The sequence below is a fragment of the Streptomyces sp. NPDC005761 genome (assembly GCF_040630635.1).
Classification (GTDB): Bacteria; Actinomycetota; Actinomycetes; order Streptomycetales; family Streptomycetaceae; genus Streptomyces.
Map to the genome: position 1 here is coordinate 1 of NZ_JBEXXX010000031.1, position 17,905 is coordinate 17,905.

Here is a 17,905-nt window from a genome sequence, read left to right on the forward strand (position 1 = left end):
CCGCAGGACGACGAACACCGACCCGGGTCCATCGCGTACCCGCGGAACGTTCGTCGTCTGAGGAGACGCCCCGGAGGGACCCCGGACCCCCACCCCCGGACAACGGCGCAGCCGGCGGGGCACCCGCACCACCAAGCCCGTCCGGCGATTGAGGACAAAACCCGCACCCCGGAAAGGAGAAAGGGGCAAGGCCACCCCCACCACCCCCCGCCGCCCGCCGCCCGCCGCCCGCCCCAGGGCTACGCGTCGGGCCCGATCACCGTGAAGTACGCCGCGAACGCCGCCACCACGTCCGCCTCCGCGATCCGCCCGTCGCGGTCCGCGTCCAGGCTCTGGGCGGCGAACGCCGCCGCGTCCGGGCTCGCGCCCAGGACCCGCAGGGCCCGCTCGACCGAGGGCACCGCGGCGGCACCGTCGTTCTCCTGGTCGGCCACCTCGATCGCCGCCCGCAGGAAGGGGCGGGCGATCTCCGCGAAGCGCTCGGGGTTGTCGCGGAGCCGTTTCACCGCACCGCCCACGAACTCCTCGCGGGTGACCCGCTGGTCCCCGTCCACGTCGGCGATGCCCGCCATGCCCTGCCAGAACGCCTCGGCCCCGCTGTAGAGCGCCTGGCCCTTGTCGCAGCGGGCCGTCGTACCGAACTCGGTGAGCAGACGGGCCGCGGCTGCGTTGAAATCCGCGCGATCGATGTATCCGTTGCCGTCCTGGTCGAAGGCGGCGAAGCGGAAGGCGATCTTGCGCTCATACTCTGCGCTGTCCATGCGGGGAGCGTACGACGCCCGCAGGCGTCACGTGTCACTTACGCGCGTCACCGGTGTGACAACCCGGTATTAATGTCCGCCGCGGCCGGGTACCCACGGCCGCTCAGGCCGAGAGCGGCCGGGCTTCGTCGTCCACGGCCGAGTCCCAGTCCGGGTAGACCTCGAACAGTCGGCGTACGCCCAGCGCGGCGAGCACGCGGTTGACGTGGGAGCCCTCTTCCGCGCCCCGGGCGGGCAGGATCAGCCGCAGCCGGCCCCCGCAGGAGCGCATCAGGCGGCGGGAGGCGATCAGGACGCTGACACCGCTGGAGTCGCAGAAGAAGACCCCGGAGAGGTCGAGCACGACGTTGTGGCAGCCGACGGCCACCGCGTCGTGGACGGACTGACGGACGACGGGTGAGGTCACCAGGTCCAGTTCGCCTTGCATGTGCAGCACGGTCCAGGCGCCCTGTTCGGTCCCGGTCACCTTCAGTGGCTTGGCGGAGCGTTCGTGAGGGAGCCAGGGGGCGTGAGTGGTTGCGGCCGGAGGTGGGTTTCCGGGAGGGCTTGGTGTGCTCACGCGACTGGGCCTCTCGTTCCGGGGATCCCGGGGGATTCCAGCGATCCGGAAGTTTGCGTTCCTCCTCGCGGCTGCCCCGGCTCGCTCCCCGCGAAACACCGCCCCCCGCACGAAGGGCCGGAACAGTTTCGGGCAGAAACGATCGCTTCGGATCTGATTCCGGTGCTGAGGGGGCCCGCATTCCCTACCATCCAGGACGATCGCAGGGACGTACTTGCCGTAAAGGGGCGTGCTCGGACAGCCTTGCGGACTACATTCGGTGTGACGAGGGGTACAGGGCGAGAGGCCCTGACGGCACAGGGCAGGGGGTCGCATGGCCAAAAACGCACCACCCCGCTGGGACCGCAGGATGCAGCAGCGGCTGGCACGCGGTGAGGCGGCCGCCCTCGGCGAGCTCTACGACCGGTTCGCCGCCCTCGTGCACAGCCAGGCCAACCGGATGCTCGACGACGAGAGCGCCGCGGACCTCGTGACCCGTGAGGTGTTCGGCTACGTGTGGGAGAACCCCGGCGCCTACGACCCCAAACAGGGCTCGATGCGCGCCTGGGTCGCCCGGCTCACGCACCGCGAATCCGTACAGCGGCTGCGCAGGACCGCCGCCGCCCAGGACGACGCGTACGACCCGTACGACGGACGCGGGGAGGCCGGGGGAGACGGCCCGGACGACCTGGAGGAGCGGGTGCGCCTGGCCACCGCGGCAGCACGGGCGGACTACATCGTCGCGTCCATGCCCGCACCGCTGCGGGCCGCCCTGGAGCTCGCGTACATCCAGCGCCGCGACTACCGGCAGACCGCGACCGACCTCGGGGTCACCGAGGACGAGGCCCGCCGCCGGCTGCGGCTCGGGCTGCAACTGCTGTCCACCGCGCACACCCGTCCGCTGGAGGGCTCCTCGCCGCCCGGATACGGGCGGCCCCTGTGACCGACGACGCGGAAGGCCGCGACGAGGAGGACGGACGGGAGGACGAGGTACGAGGCGCCCGCCGCATACCGGGCCCACGGGCGGCCCCGGACGACCTCGACCCGAGCCGGTTCGTCCTGCCGCCCCCGGTGCCCGCACCTCAGGAGCCCGAACCCGAGCCGGAGCAGGCGCAGCCCGACGACGAACCGCCGGGCCCGTTGCTGCCGCACCGCGTGCTGAAGGCTCTTCTCGGGGCCTGGGCGCTGACCGCGTGCTCGGCCGCGGAGACCGAGGCCGTGGAGGCGCACCTCACGGAGTGCGCGCCCTGTGCGGACGAGGCGCTGCGGCTGCGGGACGCCGTCGGTCTGCTGCACACCGACCGCAGCCTGGACCTGGATCCGATGCTCCGGAGCCGCGTGCTGGAGACCTGTCTGAGCCGTCGGCCGGCCAAGATCCCGGTTCCGGAGTGGGCCGCCCCGTACGACGCGGAGACGGCCCGGCTCGACGCACTGCTGCGGGACATCGGTGACTCCGAGTGGCACGCCCCGGTGCGGTTGAAGTGGTTCGAGGGTGAGCGCGGGGTGAACCGCAAGACGACGGTCGCCGGCGTCATCGGTCATCTGCTGACCGTCGACGGCCTGGTCAGCACCGCCCTCGGTCTCGACGACCCGCTCGCCGAGAGCGTCCCCGGCGCCCCGCGCCGGGGCCCCGGTCCGGCTCTCGCGCCCACGCCGCGCACCGAGACGTACTGGTCGGCCGCCCGGCGCCCGCCGACCCGCAGCGTCCGCGAACCGTGGCGCGACCAGAGCCACACCCTCATCCGTACCGTGTCCTTCGCGGGGCGCGGCGTCGCGGATCTCTCCGTCTCCTACGGCGACTTCGCCCTGCCCTTGCAGGACGCGATGCTGGACCGCGCCTTCGAGTGCTGGGTGCACGCCGGTGACATCGCGGAGGCGGTGGACTACCCGTACGAGCCGCCCTCCGCCGCCCACCTGCACCGGATGATCGACCTGGCGGCGCGGCTCCTGCCGGCCGCACTGGCCGAGCGGCGCCGGACGGGACTCGCCGGCCCGGCGCGCCGCCTGGTGACGGCGGGCTCCCCCGGCCGCACGCTCCACCTGGAGGTCGAGGGTTCGGGCGGCGGCAACTGGTACATCGCGCTGGACTCCCCCGCCGCTCTCGGTTCGCCCGACCACACCGTGGCGCAGGTCGCACTGGACGGTGTGGAGTTCTGCCAGCTGGTCGCGGGGCACGTGCCGCCCGTGGACGCGGCGGCCGGGCAGCGCGGGGACCGCGACGCGATCCGGGACGTGCTCTTCGCGGCGGCCTCGCTCAGCAGGCTGTGACCGGCGGGACTACGCGAAGATCACCGTACGGCGGCCGTTCAGCAGGATGCGGCGTTCCGCGTGCCACTTCACCGCGCGCGCCAGTGCCTGGCACTCCACATCGCGCCCGATGGCGACCAGCTGGTCCGGCGTCACACCGTGTCCCACCCGCTCGACCTCCTGCTCGATGATCGGCCCCTCGTCGAGGTCGGCCGTGACGTAGTGCGCCGTGGCGCCGATGAGCTTCACACCGCGGGCGTGTGCCTGGTGGTAGGGCTTGGCGCCCTTGAAACTCGGCAGGAACGAGTGATGGATGTTGATGATCCGGCCGCTGAGCTGCTTGCACAGATCGTCCGAGAGCACCTGCATGTAGCGGGCCAGGACGACCAGCTCCACGTTCTCCTCGCGGACCAGTTCCAGCAGCTGCGCCTCCGCCTCCGCCTTGTTCTCCCTGCTCACAGGGATGTGACGGAAGGGGACGTCGTACGAGGCGACCAGCTCGGCGAAGTCCGCGTGGTTGGAGACGACCGCCGCGATCTCGACCGGCAGGGCGCCGATCCGGGAGCGGAACAGCAGGTCGTTGAGGCAGTGGCCGAACTTGCTGACCATCAGCACGATCCGCATCCGCTCGGAGGAGCGGTGGATCTGCCAGTCCATCCGGAAGGAGTCGCCGATAGCCGCGAAGCTCGCCCGGAGCTTGTCCGGCGTCACCGGGCTGTCCGCCGAGAAGTGGACGCGCATGAAGAACAGACCCGTGTCGTGGTCCCCGAACTGCTGGCTGTCCTCGATGTTGCAGCCGGTCATGAAGAGGTAGCTCGACACGGCGTGCACAATGCCCTGTTTGTCCGGGCACGAAAGGGTGAGGACGTACTGCTCGGGCATGGTTTCGGCAGGCTGCGACGCGGTCATCCCCGTAGCGTGCCACACCGCCCGCGGTTCGGAGGGGGCCTCTCAGGACCTGGTCATGATGCGGAGCACGTCCAGCGAGCGCGGCGGGACGTCCGGGTCCTCGCCGTCGTTCGTGGCGAGCAGCACATGGGCCTCACGGGCGGCCCGGACGGCCTCCGGCCAGCCGTGATGCTCCAGATAGGCGGAGACGGGGGCGTCCGCGCCGACCTGGTGCATGATGCGCAGCACCCGCAGCACGGCGACGTCGACCAGGGCGGCCTCGCCGGAGTCCCGGAAGACCGTGCCGACGTACTTCTCGGCGGACCAGTTGTCCAGCCAGGTGTCCTCGACCAGGCGGTACACGGCGTCGGTGACGTCGCCGTATCCCTCCCGGCCGGCCAGCCAGCACTCGTGATGGAAGACGGGGTCGGAGAGCATGTGCAGCGCCGAGCGCACGTTGCTGCGCCAGCGCCACCACGGAATGTCATTCAGCGGCATGCCGCCCATGGTGGAGGAGCGACGGCCGCGACGGGAAGAGTTCTCGGAACCTTGCTGCACGGTTGTCGATCGTACGTTCCCTTTCCGGCTTCCCGTACGTGCCCCTGCAATTCACCGGGACGTCACCGAGCGTTGAACGGAGCACACTGCGGCGTTACCCGGGGACGGGAATCGTCTGTGCCCATGACCGGACGGCAACGCCCCACCTCCCCCCGCCCCTTCAGGTTGCTCACCGGTGCGGTGGCGGCAGGGGCGCTGCTGATGACCGGCTGCGGTGCGCTCCCTGGGGCCTCGGGGGACTCCAGGGAGCCCGTCACCGTCGTGACCTGGGCGCCCAGCGGCGCCGCGGGACCGGACGCCGCCAACATGGCGGGCATGACCGCGATGGCGCAGACGTACGCCCGCTGGATCAACGGCGAGGGCGGGATCGACGGGCACGAGCTGCGCGTGGTCACCTGCGACGAGCAGGACACCTCGATCGGCGCGGGCAACTGCGCCCGACGGGCCGTGAAGGAGAAGGCCGTCGCCGTCCTCGGCTCGTACAGTCGGCACGGGCGGGCGTTCATGGCGCCGCTCGAAGTCGCCGGGATCCCGTACATCGGCGGCTACGGCGCCTCCGAGGAGGAGTTCCGCAGCTACATGTCCTACCCGGTCACCGGCGGCCAGTCGGCGCTCATGGCGGGCAACGCGAAGCAGCTGGCCGCCACCTGCGACCAGGTCTCCCTGGTGCGGCCCGACACCCTGGGCGGCGACAGCCAGGCATGGCTCCTCAACACCGGCCTCACCGAGGCCCGCCGGCCCGCACCGGTCGATGTCCGGGCGGCCGAGGGGGCCACGTCGTACGACGAGGCGGCCGGGCGCGCGCTGACCGGGGCGGGCGCCGACGGCGGCTGTGTGACGGCCGTGCTCGGCGACCGCACGGAGACCTTCTTCGACTCCTTCAGACGGCTGGAGCCGACCGGCGGATCGGTACGGATCTCCTCGGTCCTCGGCAGCATCGGCCAGCCGCTCATCGACCGCACCGGCGGTCGCGAGAGCCCGTTCGAGGGTGCGTACGTCACCGGGTGGTACCCGGCCCCCGGCGACGCGCGCTGGGATCTGATGAGGAAGGTGATCGGCGAGCACGCCTTCGGCGACAACCGCATCGACCCTGACGACACGGGCGTGCAGACGACGTGGATCGCCTACACCGCCCTGAAGTCGATCGTCGAGTCGCTGAACGAGACGGACATCACGTCGCGGACGATCACCAAGGCCCTCAACCGCGGCACCCCGGTGGAGACCGGCGGTCTCACCCCCGCACTGCGCTGGCGCTTCGAGGACATGATCGGCTCGTCGTCCTACCCGCGCATCGTGAACAGCAAGGTGACGTTCCAGGTCGTGCGCGACGGCCGGCTGGTCGCCGACAGCAAGGGCTTCGTCGATGTGACGAAGACGCTGTCGGACGCCAGCGCGACCGGCTGAGCCCCCGGGGACTCAGAGCGCGGTGGACGCGCGCTTCGTCAGGCCGTACTTCGTCGCGATGGCGTTCCACAACGTGGATGCCTGCTTCTTGGCCGTCGTGGCCTCGCCGCTCTGCACGTTGGCCTGCTGGTAGTGCGAGGTCGGGCGGGCCTTGCCCTTCTTGCACACCTTCTTGCTCTTGGCCTGCGTGGCCCAGGCGGCGTAGTGGTCGTCCGCCGAGGCGGACGCCTGCCAGGCCTTGGTGAGCGAGGCGGTCAGCCGGGCGTTGTCCGGCAGCTTGTCGACGGACAGTCCCTTGAGCCGGGTCACCAGATCGCGGCGCTGCTGGGCGGCGCCCTTGAGATCGGCCACTGCCTTGTCCAGGTCGGTGCAGTTCTTGGCCTTCTCCACCGCGCCGATCACCGCGGACCGGCTGTTGTTGCTGTCCGCGAGCAGCTTGTCGAGTGCCTCGGCCTGCGGCTTCGCCGGGTCCGGGGCGGCCTCGGTGGGGGTCTGGCCGGCGGGTGAACTCGCCGCCGCGACCGGCTGCTTGCCCTCATCGCCCTTCTCGTCGCCACCGCTCATCAGCGCGCCGGCCCCGAGCCCGATCACGGCGCAGCCGACGACGACCGCGGCGATCAGCGGGACGTGCGCGGACTTCTTCCGCCGCCCGCCCTGCCCGTCCTGCGCCAGCCCGTCGTCGGGCCCCGTGTACGGGGGTGCCTGCTGGTACGCCTGAGGGGGCGGCCCGCCCTGGTACTGCTGCTGTCCGCCCTGGTGCTGCTGGTGCTGTGCGGGATCGAACCGGGGCATCTGCTGTGTGGCGCCCGCGGGTTCGTCGCTGCGGAAGAGGTTGTCGAACTCCGCGGGCGGCTGCCGCTCGCCGGGCGCCCCGGGCCGGATGCCGTAAGGGGCGCCACCGGGTACGGGCGGTATGTACTGGGTCGCGTCGGCGTCCTGACCACCGTGCGCGGGCGGCGGTTCGGCGTGACCGCCCGGCTGCTGGTACCCCTGCTGCCGGTCGCGGCCGAGGAACTGCGTGGACTCCGCGGGGGTCTCGGGCGGCAGGCCGCCAGGCCCGGGGGCGCCCGGTATCGCCGCGATGTACTGCGTGGCGTCCGCTTCACCGCTTCCGCCGGGCACCGCCTCGGGCGGCAGCGGCTGGGCGTAGGGCGAGGGCTGCGCGTGCTGCTGGGCGGGCGGCTGCTGGGCGTGGCCGTACCCGGGAGCCTGCGGCCCCTGCCCGTACTGCCCGTGCTGCGCCTGCTGCCCGTACTGCCCCTGCCCGTACGCGCCCTGCTGGTCCTGGCCGTACCCGCCCTGGCCCTGGTGCTGTGCCTGCTGGGCGGGGTCCTGGTGGGGCGCCTGCGGCCCCCACGGCTGCCCCCACGGCTGACCGCCCGCCGGGGCCGCCTGGTCCGCGGGTCCCCCCGGCGTCCAGGGTTCGCCGCCACCCGCGGGCAGCACGACGCCCTCGTGCGCGGGTCGTACAGCAGGGAGCTGCTGCTCGTCACCCTGTCCGCTCTGTGTCACCGGGACTCCTACGTGTGAACCTATGGAATCGTCGGCTCACGCTATCGGGTGGTCCCTGCCCTTCGCCAAGCGTGTGTTGTCGCTCACCACCCCTTCACAGGGGATGTAACACCGGGCGCCCTTAAGACGCAGTTAAGGGGGCGCCCGCGCACCACCGTCCTCTCCGGCGCACGGAAAGCGCCCCGGAACCGCCTCCCGTCAGGCCGCCTGCAGTTCCAGACGGGCGCCGAACTCCCGTACCGCGGGCTCGTCCCCGTACGGCACCAGACGCTGCTGCAGATCGTCCAGATACTCCGCGCCCCGGCTGGAGCGCACCGTGCCCAGCAGCTCCATCGCCCGCGTCCCCGTGTGGCAGGCCTGCTCCACCTCCCGCAGCTGCACCTGCGCCGCGGCCAGCAGGGCCAGGCCGATGCCCCGGCGGCGGGTCCGGGACTCCGGAAGACCGCCCAGGGCCTCCTTCGCCCGGCGCGCCGCCGCCTCCGCCTGGCCGAGGTCGCGGTGGCAGTGCGCCAACTCGTCGGCCAGGTACGCGTGGTCGAAGTGGACGATCCAGTCGGGGTCGTCGCCGCTGTCCGGGTCGGCCTGCTCCAGCGCCGTCAGCGCCCGGCCCGCAGCCACCTGGCTGGTGCGGGCGTCCCCGAGCAGCGCGTGGCCGCGCGCCTCGGCGGCGTGGAACATCGCCTCCGCCCGTGGCGTGACCCGCCCGCGCGCCCCCTCCTGCGCCGCCCTGGCCAGCTGGGCGATCTCCCGCGGATTGCCGAGCTGGGCCGCGAGATGACTCATCGAGGCGGCCAGCACATAGCCCCCGTAGGCGCGGTCGCCCGCCGCCTGGGCCAGCCGCAGCGCCTGGATGTAGTAGCGCTGGGCGAGACCCGGCTGCCCCGTGTCGATCGCCATGTATCCCGCGAGCTCGGTGAGCCGCGCGACCGCGGCGAACAGCTGCCGCCCCGTCGACTCGCGGTACGCCCCCGAGAGCAGCCCGGAGACCACGCTGTTCAGGTAGTGCACCAGGACCGGCCGCACATGACCGCTGCCGAAGCGGTGGTCCAGATCGACCAACGCCGCTGTCGTCGCCCGCACCGCCTCGACGTCCGGCATCCCGACCCGGGCCCCGGCCACGCGCGCCACCTGTGGGTCCGCGCCGCTGATCAGCCAGTCCCGGCTGGGCTCGACCAGCGCCGAGGACGCGACCGCGGAACCGGACAGGAAGTCGCGGCGGCCCACGTCGCTGCGCCACAGCTCGCAGACCTGCTCGATCGCCCCGATCACCGTCGGGGCGAACTGCAGGCCGACGCCGGAGGCCAGGTTCTTGCCGTTGGCCATGCCGATCTCGTCGATCGTGACCGTACGGCCGAGCTTGCGGCCGAGCGCCTCGGCGATGATCCCCGGCGCCCTGCCGCGTGGCTGCTGTCCGCGCAGCCAGCGGGCCACTGAGGTCTTGTCGTACCGGAGGTCGAGACCGCGCTCGGCCCCGACCATGTTGACGCGGCGGCTGAGGCCCGCGTTGGAGCATCCGGCTTCCTGGATGAGCGCCTGGAGCCGTTCGTTCGGCTGGCGTGCGACGAGAGGCCTGGCTGCCATGTTTCTCCCCCTGAGGCCGCAGTGATCAGTGAAGGGATCACTGCCCGACATATGCCTGAGAAATTCGCCGATTCATCGTGTTGGTCACTTTTGACGCGTCTCTGCACTTTTCTCCCGGCACGCACCCTAGGATGCCGATCGAACTGCGCCGGATCTCCGGTATGTGGCTACCCGCCCGTCGCCCACGTCGCTCCCGCGCGCCCCCACCCGTGCATCGATGCGCCCCGCATGCGGAAGCGATGGACCGTAACCGCGCTCGCCGCGCCCGTAACCCCAGGTGGCGGCGGGAGTTGTGCTGGGCGTGGAAGAGCCCATCGGAGTCATGGAAGCCGCACAGATCCCCCAGCAGCGAGCCGAGCAGCTGCTCGAGGCCGCGGTGCGGTACGCGGAGGAGCGGCACTGGGACGTGTGCCCGGGCGCCTGGCTGGAGCCGGCCGACGGTACGGAACGGTGCTCGTGCGGCGAGGCCCGCTGCGCGGCGCCCGGCGCCCACCCCACGCGGACCGACTGGGCCGGCCGGGCCACCGGCAGCGGCGCCGCGGCCCGCCGGATGTGGTCCCAGCACCCGCGCGCGTCGATCCTGCTGCCGACCGGCCGCGGCTTCGACGTGATCGACGTCCCGGAGTCGGCGGGCTTCCTCGCGCTGGCCCGGATGGAGCGGATGAGCCTGCCGCTCGGCCCGGTCACCCGCACTCCTGACCGCCGGATGCAGTTCTTCGTCCTGCCGGGTGCCGCGGCCAAGGCCGACGGCCTCGTCCGCCGGCTGGGCTGGGACGCCACGGCCATCGGGCTGCGCGGAACCGGCGAGGGCCACTACATCGCCGCCCCGCCCACCCGTGTCGGCGGCGCCGGTGCGGTGCAGTGGGCCCGCAGCCCCTCCACCGCCAACCGCTGGCTGCCCGAGGTGGAGGAGCTCATCAGTCCGCTCGCGTACGCCTGCGGGCGCGAAGCCGCCGACGCGCGGGGGCGCCTTTCGTAGGGTGTCCCCAAGGAGGAGCATCCGGCGAGGGAGGGGCGGGGGAAGGAACCCCACGACGCCGCCCCCGGTCGCCGGACGCTCCCAGGGGACTTCGAAGGGCGTGCAGCATGCCGGACCGGACACAAGCCGACCCAGCCGACCCGGCCGTGGAGGCCGGCGCACCGCGGACACGGACGCCCGCGGTACGTGTGGAAGGGCTGTGGAAACGGTTCGGCGACCACACCGCGGTCGCCGGAATCGATCTGGTGCTGCCCGCCGGCAAGTTCATCGGCCTGGTGGGCCCCAACGGCGCCGGCAAGACCACCACCCTGTCCATGGTCACCGGACTGCTCCGGCCCGACATGGGCCGGATCGAGATCGGCGGCCGGGACGTCTGGCGCGACCCGGTCGAGGTGAAGTCCCGCATCGGCGTCCTGCCCGAGGGCCTGCGACTCTTCGAACGTCTCTCCGGACGTGAACTCCTCGCCTACACGGGACGGTTGCGCGGCCTGCCCGGCAGCGAGGTGGACACGAGGGCCACCCAGTTGCTGGACGTCCTCGACCTGGCGGGCGCCCAGCACAAACTGGTCATCGACTACTCGACGGGCATGCGCAAGAAGATCGGGCTCGCCGCCGCGCTGCTGCACAACCCGGAAGTGCTCTTCCTCGACGAACCGTTCGAGGGCGTCGACCCGGTGTCGGCGCAGACCATCCGCGGCGTGCTGGAGCGCTACACCGGCTCGGGGGCCACCGTCGTCTTCTCCAGCCATGTGATGGAGCTCGTCGAGTCGCTCTGCGACTGGGTGGCCGTCATGGCGGCGGGCGCCATCCGCGCCCAGGGCACCCTCGACCAGGTCCGCGGCGACTCGTCCTCGCTGCAGAACGCCTTCCTGGAACTCGTCGGCGCGGGCGACCGCGACCACGGCGCCGCCCTGGACTGGCTGGGCGGTGCCCGATGAGCGTGCTCGACGCCCCGGCCGGCACCGGCCTCCCGGCGAGCCGACCGGCAGGCGGCGCGGACCTGGTCCCCGTCCTCGTCCGGCTCAAGCTCGCCCTGCTCCGCAACGGACTGCGTCAGTCGGCCGGACGCCGGGCCGTGTACATCACCTCCGTCGTCGTCACCCTGCTGATCGCCCTGGCCCAGCTGATCGGGCTGATCGCACTGCGCGGAAACGCCCACGCGGGCTCCCTCGTCGTGCTGCTCGCCGCGGTGCTTGCGGTCGGCTGGGCCGTGATGCCGCTCTTCTTCGCCGCCGGGGACGAGACCCTCGACCCGAGCCGCCTCGTGATGCTTCCGCTGCGACCCCGCCCCCTGGTCACCGCACTGCTGGTGTCCTCGCTGGTCGGCATCGGCCCCCTGTTCACGCTCTGTCTGGCGGCCGGTTCGGTGACCGCGCTGGCGCACGGAGCGGGCGCGGTGGCGTTCGCCGTTCCGGCGGCCCCGCTGACCCTGCTGGTCTGCGTGGCCCTGGCGCGGGCCGTCGCCACGGCCAACACCCGGCTGCTGACCTCACGCAAGGGCCGGGATCTCGCGCTGCTCAGCGGGCTCGTGATCGCCGTCGGGGTCCAGGGCGTCAACTTCGGCGTCCAGCGGCTCGGCAGGGCCGGCGGGCTCTCCGCTCTCGACCCGGCGGCGGACGTGGTGCGCTGGCTGCCGCCCGCCTCGGCGATCGGCTCGGTGGACTCCGCGTCCCAGGGAGCGTACGGGCGGGCCGCCGTGCAACTGCTCCTCTCCGTGGCCGCACTGTTCCTGCTGGTGGTGGCGTGGCGGCGCAGCCTGGAGAAGCTGATGACGGAGCCGGACGGCTCCACGCTCTCCGCGGCCGATCCGGCCCGCACCAAGTCCGGCAGGGACGGCGCCGGACTCTGGGCACTGCTCCCCGAGAGACGCACGGGCACGGTGATGCAGCGCAGTCTGCGGTACGTCGCACGGGACCCGAAGACCAAGGCCGCCTGGGTGACGGCGCTGGCCATCGGGCTGATCGTGCCGCTGTTCAACGCGCTGCAGGGCACGGGGTCGGTCTACTTCGCGTGCTTCGGCGCCGGGATGCTCGGCATCCAGATGTACAACCAGTTCGGGCAGGACACCTCCGCGTTCTGGATGGTGGCGCTGACGATCTCCTCGACCCGTGACGCGTACCTGGAACTGCGGGCGCGGGCACTGGCCCTGCTGCTGATCACCCTTCCCTACACGGTCCTGGTGACCGTCCTGACGGCGGCGGTGCTCGGGGAGTGGGAAGCGCTGCCTGGGGTCATGGGGCTGTCGTTCGCACTGCTGGGCGCGATGCTGGCGACGGGTGCGGTGGCCTCGGCGAACTTCCCGTACTCCATCCCGCAGGACGGTGCGTTCAAGAACGTGGCGCCCGGGCAGGCCGGGCTCGCCTGGATCTCGATCTTCGGCGGCATGGTCTCGGCGGCGCTGCTGTGCGCCCCGGTGATCGGTCTGACGATCTGGCTGCATCTCGCCGATGCGGAGGGTCTGCTGTGGCTCCTGGTGCCGGTGGGTGGGGCGTACGGAACGCTGATCGCCTGGGGCGGGCTGCGGGTCGCCGCGCCCCGCACGGCGGACCGGCTGCCGGAGATCCTGACAGCGGTCAGCAAGGGGTGAGGGGCGGGGCGCTAAGGAGCCACCGGTTCCCGGTCGTCCCGTGTGTCCTCGGCAAGCTGCTCCAGGAAGGGCTCGACCGCGGCGCGCCAGCCCTCGGGCCGGTCGTAGTGGACGAGGTGTCCGGCGTCGGCCACCTCCGCGTACTGCCCCCGGGGCAGCACGCGGACCATTTCCTGGGCCTCCGCCCGGCCCAGCTCGCCGTCCAGTCCGCGGAGCACCAGGGTCGGGCACCTGACCTGCGCCAGCTCCTCCCAGTGCGCGTCGAAGACCCACGTGGCGCGGGACTCGAGCATCTGCCGGCGGGAGAAGACGGGCCGCCAGCCGTCGGCCCGCTCGGCCATCACCTCGGCGAAGAACTCGCCGCGGGCCGGATTCGGCCGTTCCACCCAGGGGTCGTCCTCGCCGAACCACTTCCGCACGTCGGACAGGGTGGCGAACGGGACCGGCCAGGACTTGAACCAGTCCTCCCACTCCCGCTGCGAGGCGGCCCCCAGCGCGGAGGCCCGCATGTCGCAGATGACCAGGGCCCGGACGAGGTCGGGACGCTTCGCGGCGAGCTGCCAGGCGGTGAGCGCTCCCATGGAATGCCCGACGAGGGTGACGGGGGCGAGCCCGAGCTGTTCGATCGCGGCCTCGGCGTCGGCGACGTACGCCTCGCGGGTGTACGGGCCCTCGGCCGGCTTCTCGCTGCGGCCGTGCCCGCGCTGGTCGAGGCCGACCGCCCGGTGCCGCTCGGCGAGCCAGCGAGTGGTGGAGGCCCAGTGCGAAGCCCGGCCCATCAGTCCGTGAAGCAGTAAGACACCTCCGGGGCGCTCCGCCTCCGCACGCCCCTTGGGCGGGTCCGCGAACTCCCAGGCCGCGAGGCGTACCCCGTCGGTTCCGGTCACATCGATGCGCCGCACCATCTGTTCTGGCACCCCCTTCTGGTCCCTCGATCACCATGTGGTCGCGTCGGCCAGACTATCGAACCTTTATTCGAAAACCGGGTTCCGGCACACAACACCGCTCGTTCGAGTGACCGCCTCGCAGGATTGACGTCGGCCACGGAGGGGAGATCTTCTCCGGGAGGCGGGCCACTCGGGGATGAGGGCTCGCGGGAACCGACCTCGAGAGCTCGGGGCTCCAGGTCGGAACAGGGGAGGACAGGCCCCGGCGCCTTGCGGCGCCGGGGCCATCCGTCTCTTCGGGGCCGCCGGTCCGGGGGCGGAACCCAGCTGCTGCGGCGCGCGTCCCCGGCGCATGCGCCGGGGCGTACGGCCGGAGCGGAAGCATCGCCGCAGCCGTGTTCACGGAACGCGCCTGCGGGACTGCGGCCGTCTTCTCCCGGTGCGCAGGCCGGACATGCCAGTACGACGGGCGCATTCCCTGCTCCCCTCCCCGACCGCGCGGCCAGACGGCCGACACTCTCAGGTATCCCTCCGCCACAGCCTGGCACGCGATCCGTCCGGGCGCTGCAATTCCGGACGGAAAAACGGAAAACGGACGTCAGCACCGCTGATCGTCCGCCACCCGCATTCCGGCGCCTGCTCCCGTATCGAGCACCGCCGCACTCAGGGCTTCGCCCTGTTCACCACCCGCTCGGGCTCAGCACCCGCCCGGGTTCAGCGCTCGCCCAGGGCTCAGCGCTTCGCCACGAAGACGTGGGACGCGACCTCCGAGTCCAGCTCCGCCGCCTCACCGCTGCTGCCGACCAGCACCCCGCCGGGTGACTGGGTCACGCTGACCACGGAACCGGGCTGCACGCCCGCCCGCCGCAGCGTGTACATCAGCTGGGCGTCCGTCTGGATCGGCTCACCGATCCGGCGGACGACCACCGTCTTGCCTTCGGTGCCCGGGTCGAGCTCCGACAGGCTGACCATGCTGTCGTCGAGGAACGGGTCGGCCTCGGCCTTCTCGCCCAGCTCCTCCAGGCCCGGGATGGGATTCCCGTACGGAGACTCCGTCGGGTGGCGCAGCAGCTCCAGCACCCGCCGCTCCACGGCCTCGCTCATCACGTGCTCCCAACGGCAGGCCTCGGCGTGGACCTGCTCCCACTCCAGGCCGATCACGTCGACGAGCAGGCACTCGGCGAGCCGGTGCTTGCGCATCACACGGGTCGCCAGCCGGCGGCCCTCCTCCGTCAGCTCCAGGTGCCGGTCCCCCGCGACCTGCACCAGGCCGTCGCGCTCCATCCGCGCCACCGTCTGGCTGACGGTCGGACCGCTCTGGTCCAGCCGTTCAGCGATCCGGGCGCGCATGGGGACCACGCCTTCCTCTTCGAGTTCGAGGATGGTGCGGAGATACATCTCCGTTGTGTCGATCAGTCCGGACATTCGTGCCCCTCGATGCAGTCGTGCGCTGGCCCTCGTCCAATTCTGACGCATAGCGCCGACAACCGTGCCTCACCGTCCGAAGGAGCTCTTCCGCGCGCGGCCGGGAACGGTCCGTGCGGTATTGACATGTCACTGGTCCAGACCGCAACGTGATCGGCGGCAAGGACGTCCCGCGAACACCCCACCCCGCCGGAAAGGCCCTCCTCGATGAGCGAAAGCAAGCTGGCCGGTCAGTTCTTCGACGCAGCGATCGGCCTGCTGGAGCGCGTGCGCGACGAGGAGTCCGGCTCCATCGCGGCCGCCGGTGACGCGATCGCCGACACCGTCGTGGCCGGCGGCAGGCTCTTCGCCTTCGGCGCCGGGCACTCCTCGCTGGCGGCCCAGGACGTCGTCTACCGTGCGGGCGGCCTCGCCCTCATGAACGTCCTGTCCGTCCCCGGCACCCTCGGCGTCGACGTCATGCCGGCCACGCTCGGCTCCGCCCTGGAGCGGGTGGACGGCCTCGCGGGCGCGGTGCTCGACTCCAGCCCCGCGAAGGCGGGCGACGTCCTCGTGATCATCTCGCTCTCCGGGCGCAACGCGCTGCCGGTCGAGATGGCGCTGAACGCCCGCGCGCTGGGCCTGAAGGTGATCGGCGTCACCTCGGTCGCGTACGCGGAAGGCACCCGGTCCCGGCACAGCTCGGGCGGGTTCCTCCGGGACCACTGCGACATCGTCCTCGACAGCAAGATCTCCATCGGTGACGCGGAACTGGACGTCGAGGGCATCGAGGCGCCCTTCGCCCCCGCGTCGACGGTCGTCACCAGCGCGATCATGCAGGCGATGATGGCCGCCGCCGCGGAACGCCTGCTGGAGCGGGGCGTCGAGCCGCCACTGCTGCGGTCGGGCAACGTCGACGGGGGCCACGAGTGGAACGGGCGCGTGATGACGGAGTACGCGGACCGGATCTTCTACCGGCACTGAGTCCGGCCGGTCAGCGGGGCCTGCGGAGCCTGACCGACAGCTGAAGCGGGGGCTTTCCGCCGCTCGGCCCGGCCATGGCGTCGCCGGCCCTCAAGCACCGGACGGCCCGGGCTCGCCCCTCACCACCTGGTACAGGTCCACCGACGCCGCCACCCGGTCCGCCACGCTCTCCGCGTACACCGCGTCCGGGCGCTCGAACGCGGCGCGGTGGGAAGAGCGCAGGAACGTCACCACGCCCAACGTCCGGCCCCGGCTCCGCAGCACCACGCACAGGGCGTGCACCGCGTCGGCGGGCCACCGGCGCTCCGTCGCCCACTCCCCGGCCGCCTGCGCCGACCCGGCTCCCGCCGACGCCCGCACCGACCCCGTACGGTCCACCGTCTGGAGGGCCGGGTGGCCCGGCGCGTACCGCAGCGGGATGCCGCCGCCGGCCACCGGCAGACACGGGCCCGGAGCGTCGGACGGGGTCGCCGCCGCGCGCACCAGCCGCTCGCCCGACACCAGGTCGATCAGCGCATGGTCGGCGAAGCCCGCGAGGGCATAGTCCAGCGACGACGTGGCCGCCTCCATCGGGTCCTCGCACTCGGCGGCCGACCGTGAGGCCCGGTGGAGCTGGCTGGATCTGAACCGCGCCCGGTCCGCCTCCTGGGCCGCCAGCTTCGCCGCCGTCACGTCCTGGAACAGCCAGCCGACGCCCAGCGGCACCGGCTCCTCCGCGAGCGGCGAGGCCAGCCGCAGGAAGCCGCTTCTCCAGCAGCGGCGCCGGTCGCCGTCGCCCGTACGCAACGTCACCCACAGCTCGGCGGGCGCGGGCGGCGCCCCCTCGGCCAGGACGTGCTGCAGGGCACCTTCCAGGTCCTCGACGCCCTGCACGATCAGCTCGCCGAGCGGCCTGCCGAGCAGCGTCGTCCGACCGCCGCCCAGCGCCCGGGCCGCATGGGCGTTGACGACGGTCGGCCGCAGGTCCACGTCCACGAGGACGACACCCCACGACGCGTCCTCGAACAGCGCCTCGCTCAGCGCGATGGACCGCTCCAGGTCGATCTGCGCATGAACCTCGCTGAACGCGCAGTACACCCCCGCGGGCTTCCCGTCCGCGCTCCGCACCCCGGCCGACTGGGTCCGCACGAGCACCCGCCCGCCGTCCTTGCGCAGCAATGCGAACTCGTGCACCTGGCGCCCGGGCCCGTCCATGACGGCCATCAGCCGCTCCTGCACCTCACCCGCGTCCGCCCGCCGCACGGCCCACCCGGCGAATCCGGGCCGCCCGACCGCCTCCTCGGCGGACCAGCCGAGGATCCGCTCGGCCTCACGGTTCCAGTGGGTGACGGTGCCGTCGGCGTCGAAGGCGCAGAGAGCCGCGTCCATCCCGTCGAGGAGGGCTGCGAGCAGCTCCGCCCCGGGGATCGGATCGGGGCCGAGAGCATCGGTCGTTCCGCTGGTCGTGGAAGCACTCATCCCGGGACCCCCTGCAGGACGTGTCCGCCATTGCCGCACGTCAGACCATTGAACTCGAACGTGACCCAGCACACAGCGACTTCCCGGAAATCAATGGCTCCGATAATTCGGTTGTGC

General features: G+C 72.3%; 16 protein-coding genes. 7 read left to right on the top strand and 9 right to left on the bottom strand.

Annotation, left to right across the window (positions count from 1 at the left end; genetic code table 11):
• Nucleotides 1-239 precede the first annotated feature (239 nt).
• Both ABZ434_RS25115 and ABZ434_RS25120 read right to left on the bottom strand, forming a co-directional pair.
• Nucleotides 240-761, bottom strand: a complete 522-nt coding sequence (locus tag ABZ434_RS25115; protein ID WP_359141032.1) for an EF-hand domain-containing protein — start codon at nucleotides 759-761, stop codon at nucleotides 240-242.
• Nucleotides 762-864: 103 nt separating this feature from the next.
• Nucleotides 865-1,233, bottom strand: a complete 369-nt coding sequence (locus ABZ434_RS25120; RefSeq protein WP_359141249.1) for an STAS domain-containing protein — start codon at nucleotides 1,231-1,233, stop codon at nucleotides 865-867.
• 400 nt (nucleotides 1,234-1,633) lie between these two features.
• Here ABZ434_RS25120 and ABZ434_RS25125 point away from each other — a divergent pair, with 400 nt between their 5' ends.
• Nucleotides 1,634-2,242: a sigma-70 family RNA polymerase sigma factor gene (locus tag ABZ434_RS25125; RefSeq protein WP_359141035.1), complete on the top strand. Its 609-nt coding sequence runs from the start codon at nucleotides 1,634-1,636 to the stop codon at nucleotides 2,240-2,242.
• Complete coding sequence (locus ABZ434_RS25130; protein WP_359141038.1) at nucleotides 2,239-3,567, top strand: zf-HC2 domain-containing protein; 1,329 nt, start codon at nucleotides 2,239-2,241, stop codon at nucleotides 3,565-3,567. The genes ABZ434_RS25125 and ABZ434_RS25130 overlap by 4 nt, the downstream gene beginning before the upstream one ends.
• 9 nt (nucleotides 3,568-3,576) lie before the next feature.
• Here the strand turns inward: ABZ434_RS25130 and purU are convergent, their stop codons facing one another.
• Nucleotides 3,577-4,455 (bottom strand): formyltetrahydrofolate deformylase, encoded by an 879-nt coding sequence (gene purU / locus ABZ434_RS25135; RefSeq protein WP_359141041.1) that lies wholly within the window; start codon nucleotides 4,453-4,455, stop codon nucleotides 3,577-3,579.
• A 42-nt stretch (nucleotides 4,456-4,497) separates the two neighbouring features.
• Nucleotides 4,498-4,941, bottom strand: a complete 444-nt coding sequence (locus tag ABZ434_RS25140; RefSeq protein WP_148019301.1) for a hypothetical protein — start codon at nucleotides 4,939-4,941, stop codon at nucleotides 4,498-4,500.
• Nucleotides 4,942-5,115: 174 nt separating this feature from the next.
• Here ABZ434_RS25140 and ABZ434_RS25145 point away from each other — a divergent pair, with 174 nt between their 5' ends.
• On the top strand, nucleotides 5,116-6,396 hold the full coding sequence (locus ABZ434_RS25145) for an ABC transporter substrate-binding protein (protein ID WP_359141044.1): 1,281 nt from the start codon (nucleotides 5,116-5,118) through the stop codon (nucleotides 6,394-6,396).
• Between the two features lie 12 nt (nucleotides 6,397-6,408).
• Here ABZ434_RS25145 and ABZ434_RS25150 read toward each other — a convergent pair whose 3' ends face one another.
• Complete coding sequence (locus ABZ434_RS25150) at nucleotides 6,409-7,908, bottom strand: hypothetical protein (RefSeq protein ID WP_359141047.1); 1,500 nt, start codon at nucleotides 7,906-7,908, stop codon at nucleotides 6,409-6,411.
• Nucleotides 7,909-8,106: 198 nt separating this feature from the next.
• Entirely contained in the window at nucleotides 8,107-9,489 is a 1,383-nt protein-coding gene (locus ABZ434_RS25155; RefSeq protein ID WP_359141049.1) for a transcriptional regulator, read from the bottom strand.
• Nucleotides 9,490-9,811: 322 nt separating this feature from the next.
• Between ABZ434_RS25155 and ABZ434_RS25160 the strand changes: the two genes are divergently transcribed.
• The 3 genes from ABZ434_RS25160 (at nucleotide 9,812) to ABZ434_RS25170 (ending at nucleotide 13,055) form a co-directional block, all read left to right on the top strand.
• Entirely contained in the window at nucleotides 9,812-10,468 is a 657-nt protein-coding gene (locus ABZ434_RS25160) for a bifunctional DNA primase/polymerase (protein ID WP_359141253.1), read from the top strand.
• A 107-nt stretch (nucleotides 10,469-10,575) separates the two neighbouring features.
• Nucleotides 10,576-11,406, top strand: a complete 831-nt coding sequence (locus ABZ434_RS25165; protein WP_359141052.1) for an ABC transporter ATP-binding protein — start codon at nucleotides 10,576-10,578, stop codon at nucleotides 11,404-11,406.
• Nucleotides 11,403-13,055, top strand: a complete 1,653-nt coding sequence (locus tag ABZ434_RS25170; RefSeq protein WP_359141055.1) for a transporter — start codon at nucleotides 11,403-11,405, stop codon at nucleotides 13,053-13,055. The genes ABZ434_RS25165 and ABZ434_RS25170 overlap by 4 nt, the downstream gene beginning before the upstream one ends.
• An 11-nt stretch (nucleotides 13,056-13,066) precedes the next feature.
• Here the strand turns inward: ABZ434_RS25170 and ABZ434_RS25175 are convergent, their stop codons facing one another.
• Together ABZ434_RS25175 and ABZ434_RS25180 are read right to left on the bottom strand one after the other, a co-directional pair.
• On the bottom strand, nucleotides 13,067-13,960 hold the full coding sequence (locus tag ABZ434_RS25175) for an alpha/beta hydrolase (protein WP_359141256.1): 894 nt from the start codon (nucleotides 13,958-13,960) through the stop codon (nucleotides 13,067-13,069).
• Nucleotides 13,961-14,674: 714 nt separating this feature from the next.
• On the bottom strand, nucleotides 14,675-15,367 hold the full coding sequence (locus tag ABZ434_RS25180) for a metal-dependent transcriptional regulator (protein WP_359141058.1): 693 nt from the start codon (nucleotides 15,365-15,367) through the stop codon (nucleotides 14,675-14,677).
• Nucleotides 15,368-15,574: 207 nt separating this feature from the next.
• On the opposite strand from ABZ434_RS25180, the gene ABZ434_RS25185 reads away from it, so the two are divergent.
• Nucleotides 15,575-16,330: an SIS domain-containing protein gene (locus tag ABZ434_RS25185; protein WP_359141061.1), complete on the top strand. Its 756-nt coding sequence runs from the start codon at nucleotides 15,575-15,577 to the stop codon at nucleotides 16,328-16,330.
• Between the two features lie 90 nt (nucleotides 16,331-16,420).
• Here the strand turns inward: ABZ434_RS25185 and ABZ434_RS25190 are convergent, their stop codons facing one another.
• Complete coding sequence (locus ABZ434_RS25190) at nucleotides 16,421-17,788, bottom strand: PAS domain-containing protein (RefSeq protein ID WP_359141064.1); 1,368 nt, start codon at nucleotides 17,786-17,788, stop codon at nucleotides 16,421-16,423.
• Between the last annotated feature and the right edge of the window lie 117 nt (nucleotides 17,789-17,905).

Excerpts from the sequence above, each read along its gene's own strand:
- ABZ434_RS25115 (WP_359141032.1), bottom strand. The coding sequence starts at position 761 with ATGGACAGCGCAGAGTATGAGCGCAAGATCGCCTTCCGCTTCGCCGCC.
- ABZ434_RS25125 (WP_359141035.1), top strand. The coding sequence starts at position 1,634 with ATGGCCAAAAACGCACCACCCCGCTGGGACCGCAGGATGCAGCAGCGG.
- purU (WP_359141041.1), bottom strand. The coding sequence starts at position 4,455 with ATGACCGCGTCGCAGCCTGCCGAAACCATGCCCGAGCAGTACGTCCTC.
- ABZ434_RS25140 (WP_148019301.1), bottom strand. The coding sequence starts at position 4,941 with ATGGGCGGCATGCCGCTGAATGACATTCCGTGGTGGCGCTGGCGCAGC.
- ABZ434_RS25145 (WP_359141044.1), top strand. The coding sequence starts at position 5,116 with ATGACCGGACGGCAACGCCCCACCTCCCCCCGCCCCTTCAGGTTGCTC.
- ABZ434_RS25155 (WP_359141049.1), bottom strand. The coding sequence starts at position 9,489 with ATGGCAGCCAGGCCTCTCGTCGCACGCCAGCCGAACGAACGGCTCCAG.
- ABZ434_RS25160 (WP_359141253.1), top strand. The coding sequence starts at position 9,812 with ATGGAAGCCGCACAGATCCCCCAGCAGCGAGCCGAGCAGCTGCTCGAG.
- ABZ434_RS25165 (WP_359141052.1), top strand. The coding sequence starts at position 10,576 with ATGCCGGACCGGACACAAGCCGACCCAGCCGACCCGGCCGTGGAGGCC.
- ABZ434_RS25170 (WP_359141055.1), top strand. The coding sequence starts at position 11,403 with ATGAGCGTGCTCGACGCCCCGGCCGGCACCGGCCTCCCGGCGAGCCGA.
- ABZ434_RS25175 (WP_359141256.1), bottom strand. The coding sequence starts at position 13,960 with ATGGTGCGGCGCATCGATGTGACCGGAACCGACGGGGTACGCCTCGCG.
- ABZ434_RS25180 (WP_359141058.1), bottom strand. The coding sequence starts at position 15,367 with ATGTCCGGACTGATCGACACAACGGAGATGTATCTCCGCACCATCCTC.
- ABZ434_RS25185 (WP_359141061.1), top strand. The coding sequence starts at position 15,575 with ATGAGCGAAAGCAAGCTGGCCGGTCAGTTCTTCGACGCAGCGATCGGC.
- ABZ434_RS25190 (WP_359141064.1), bottom strand. The coding sequence starts at position 17,788 with ATGAGTGCTTCCACGACCAGCGGAACGACCGATGCTCTCGGCCCCGAT.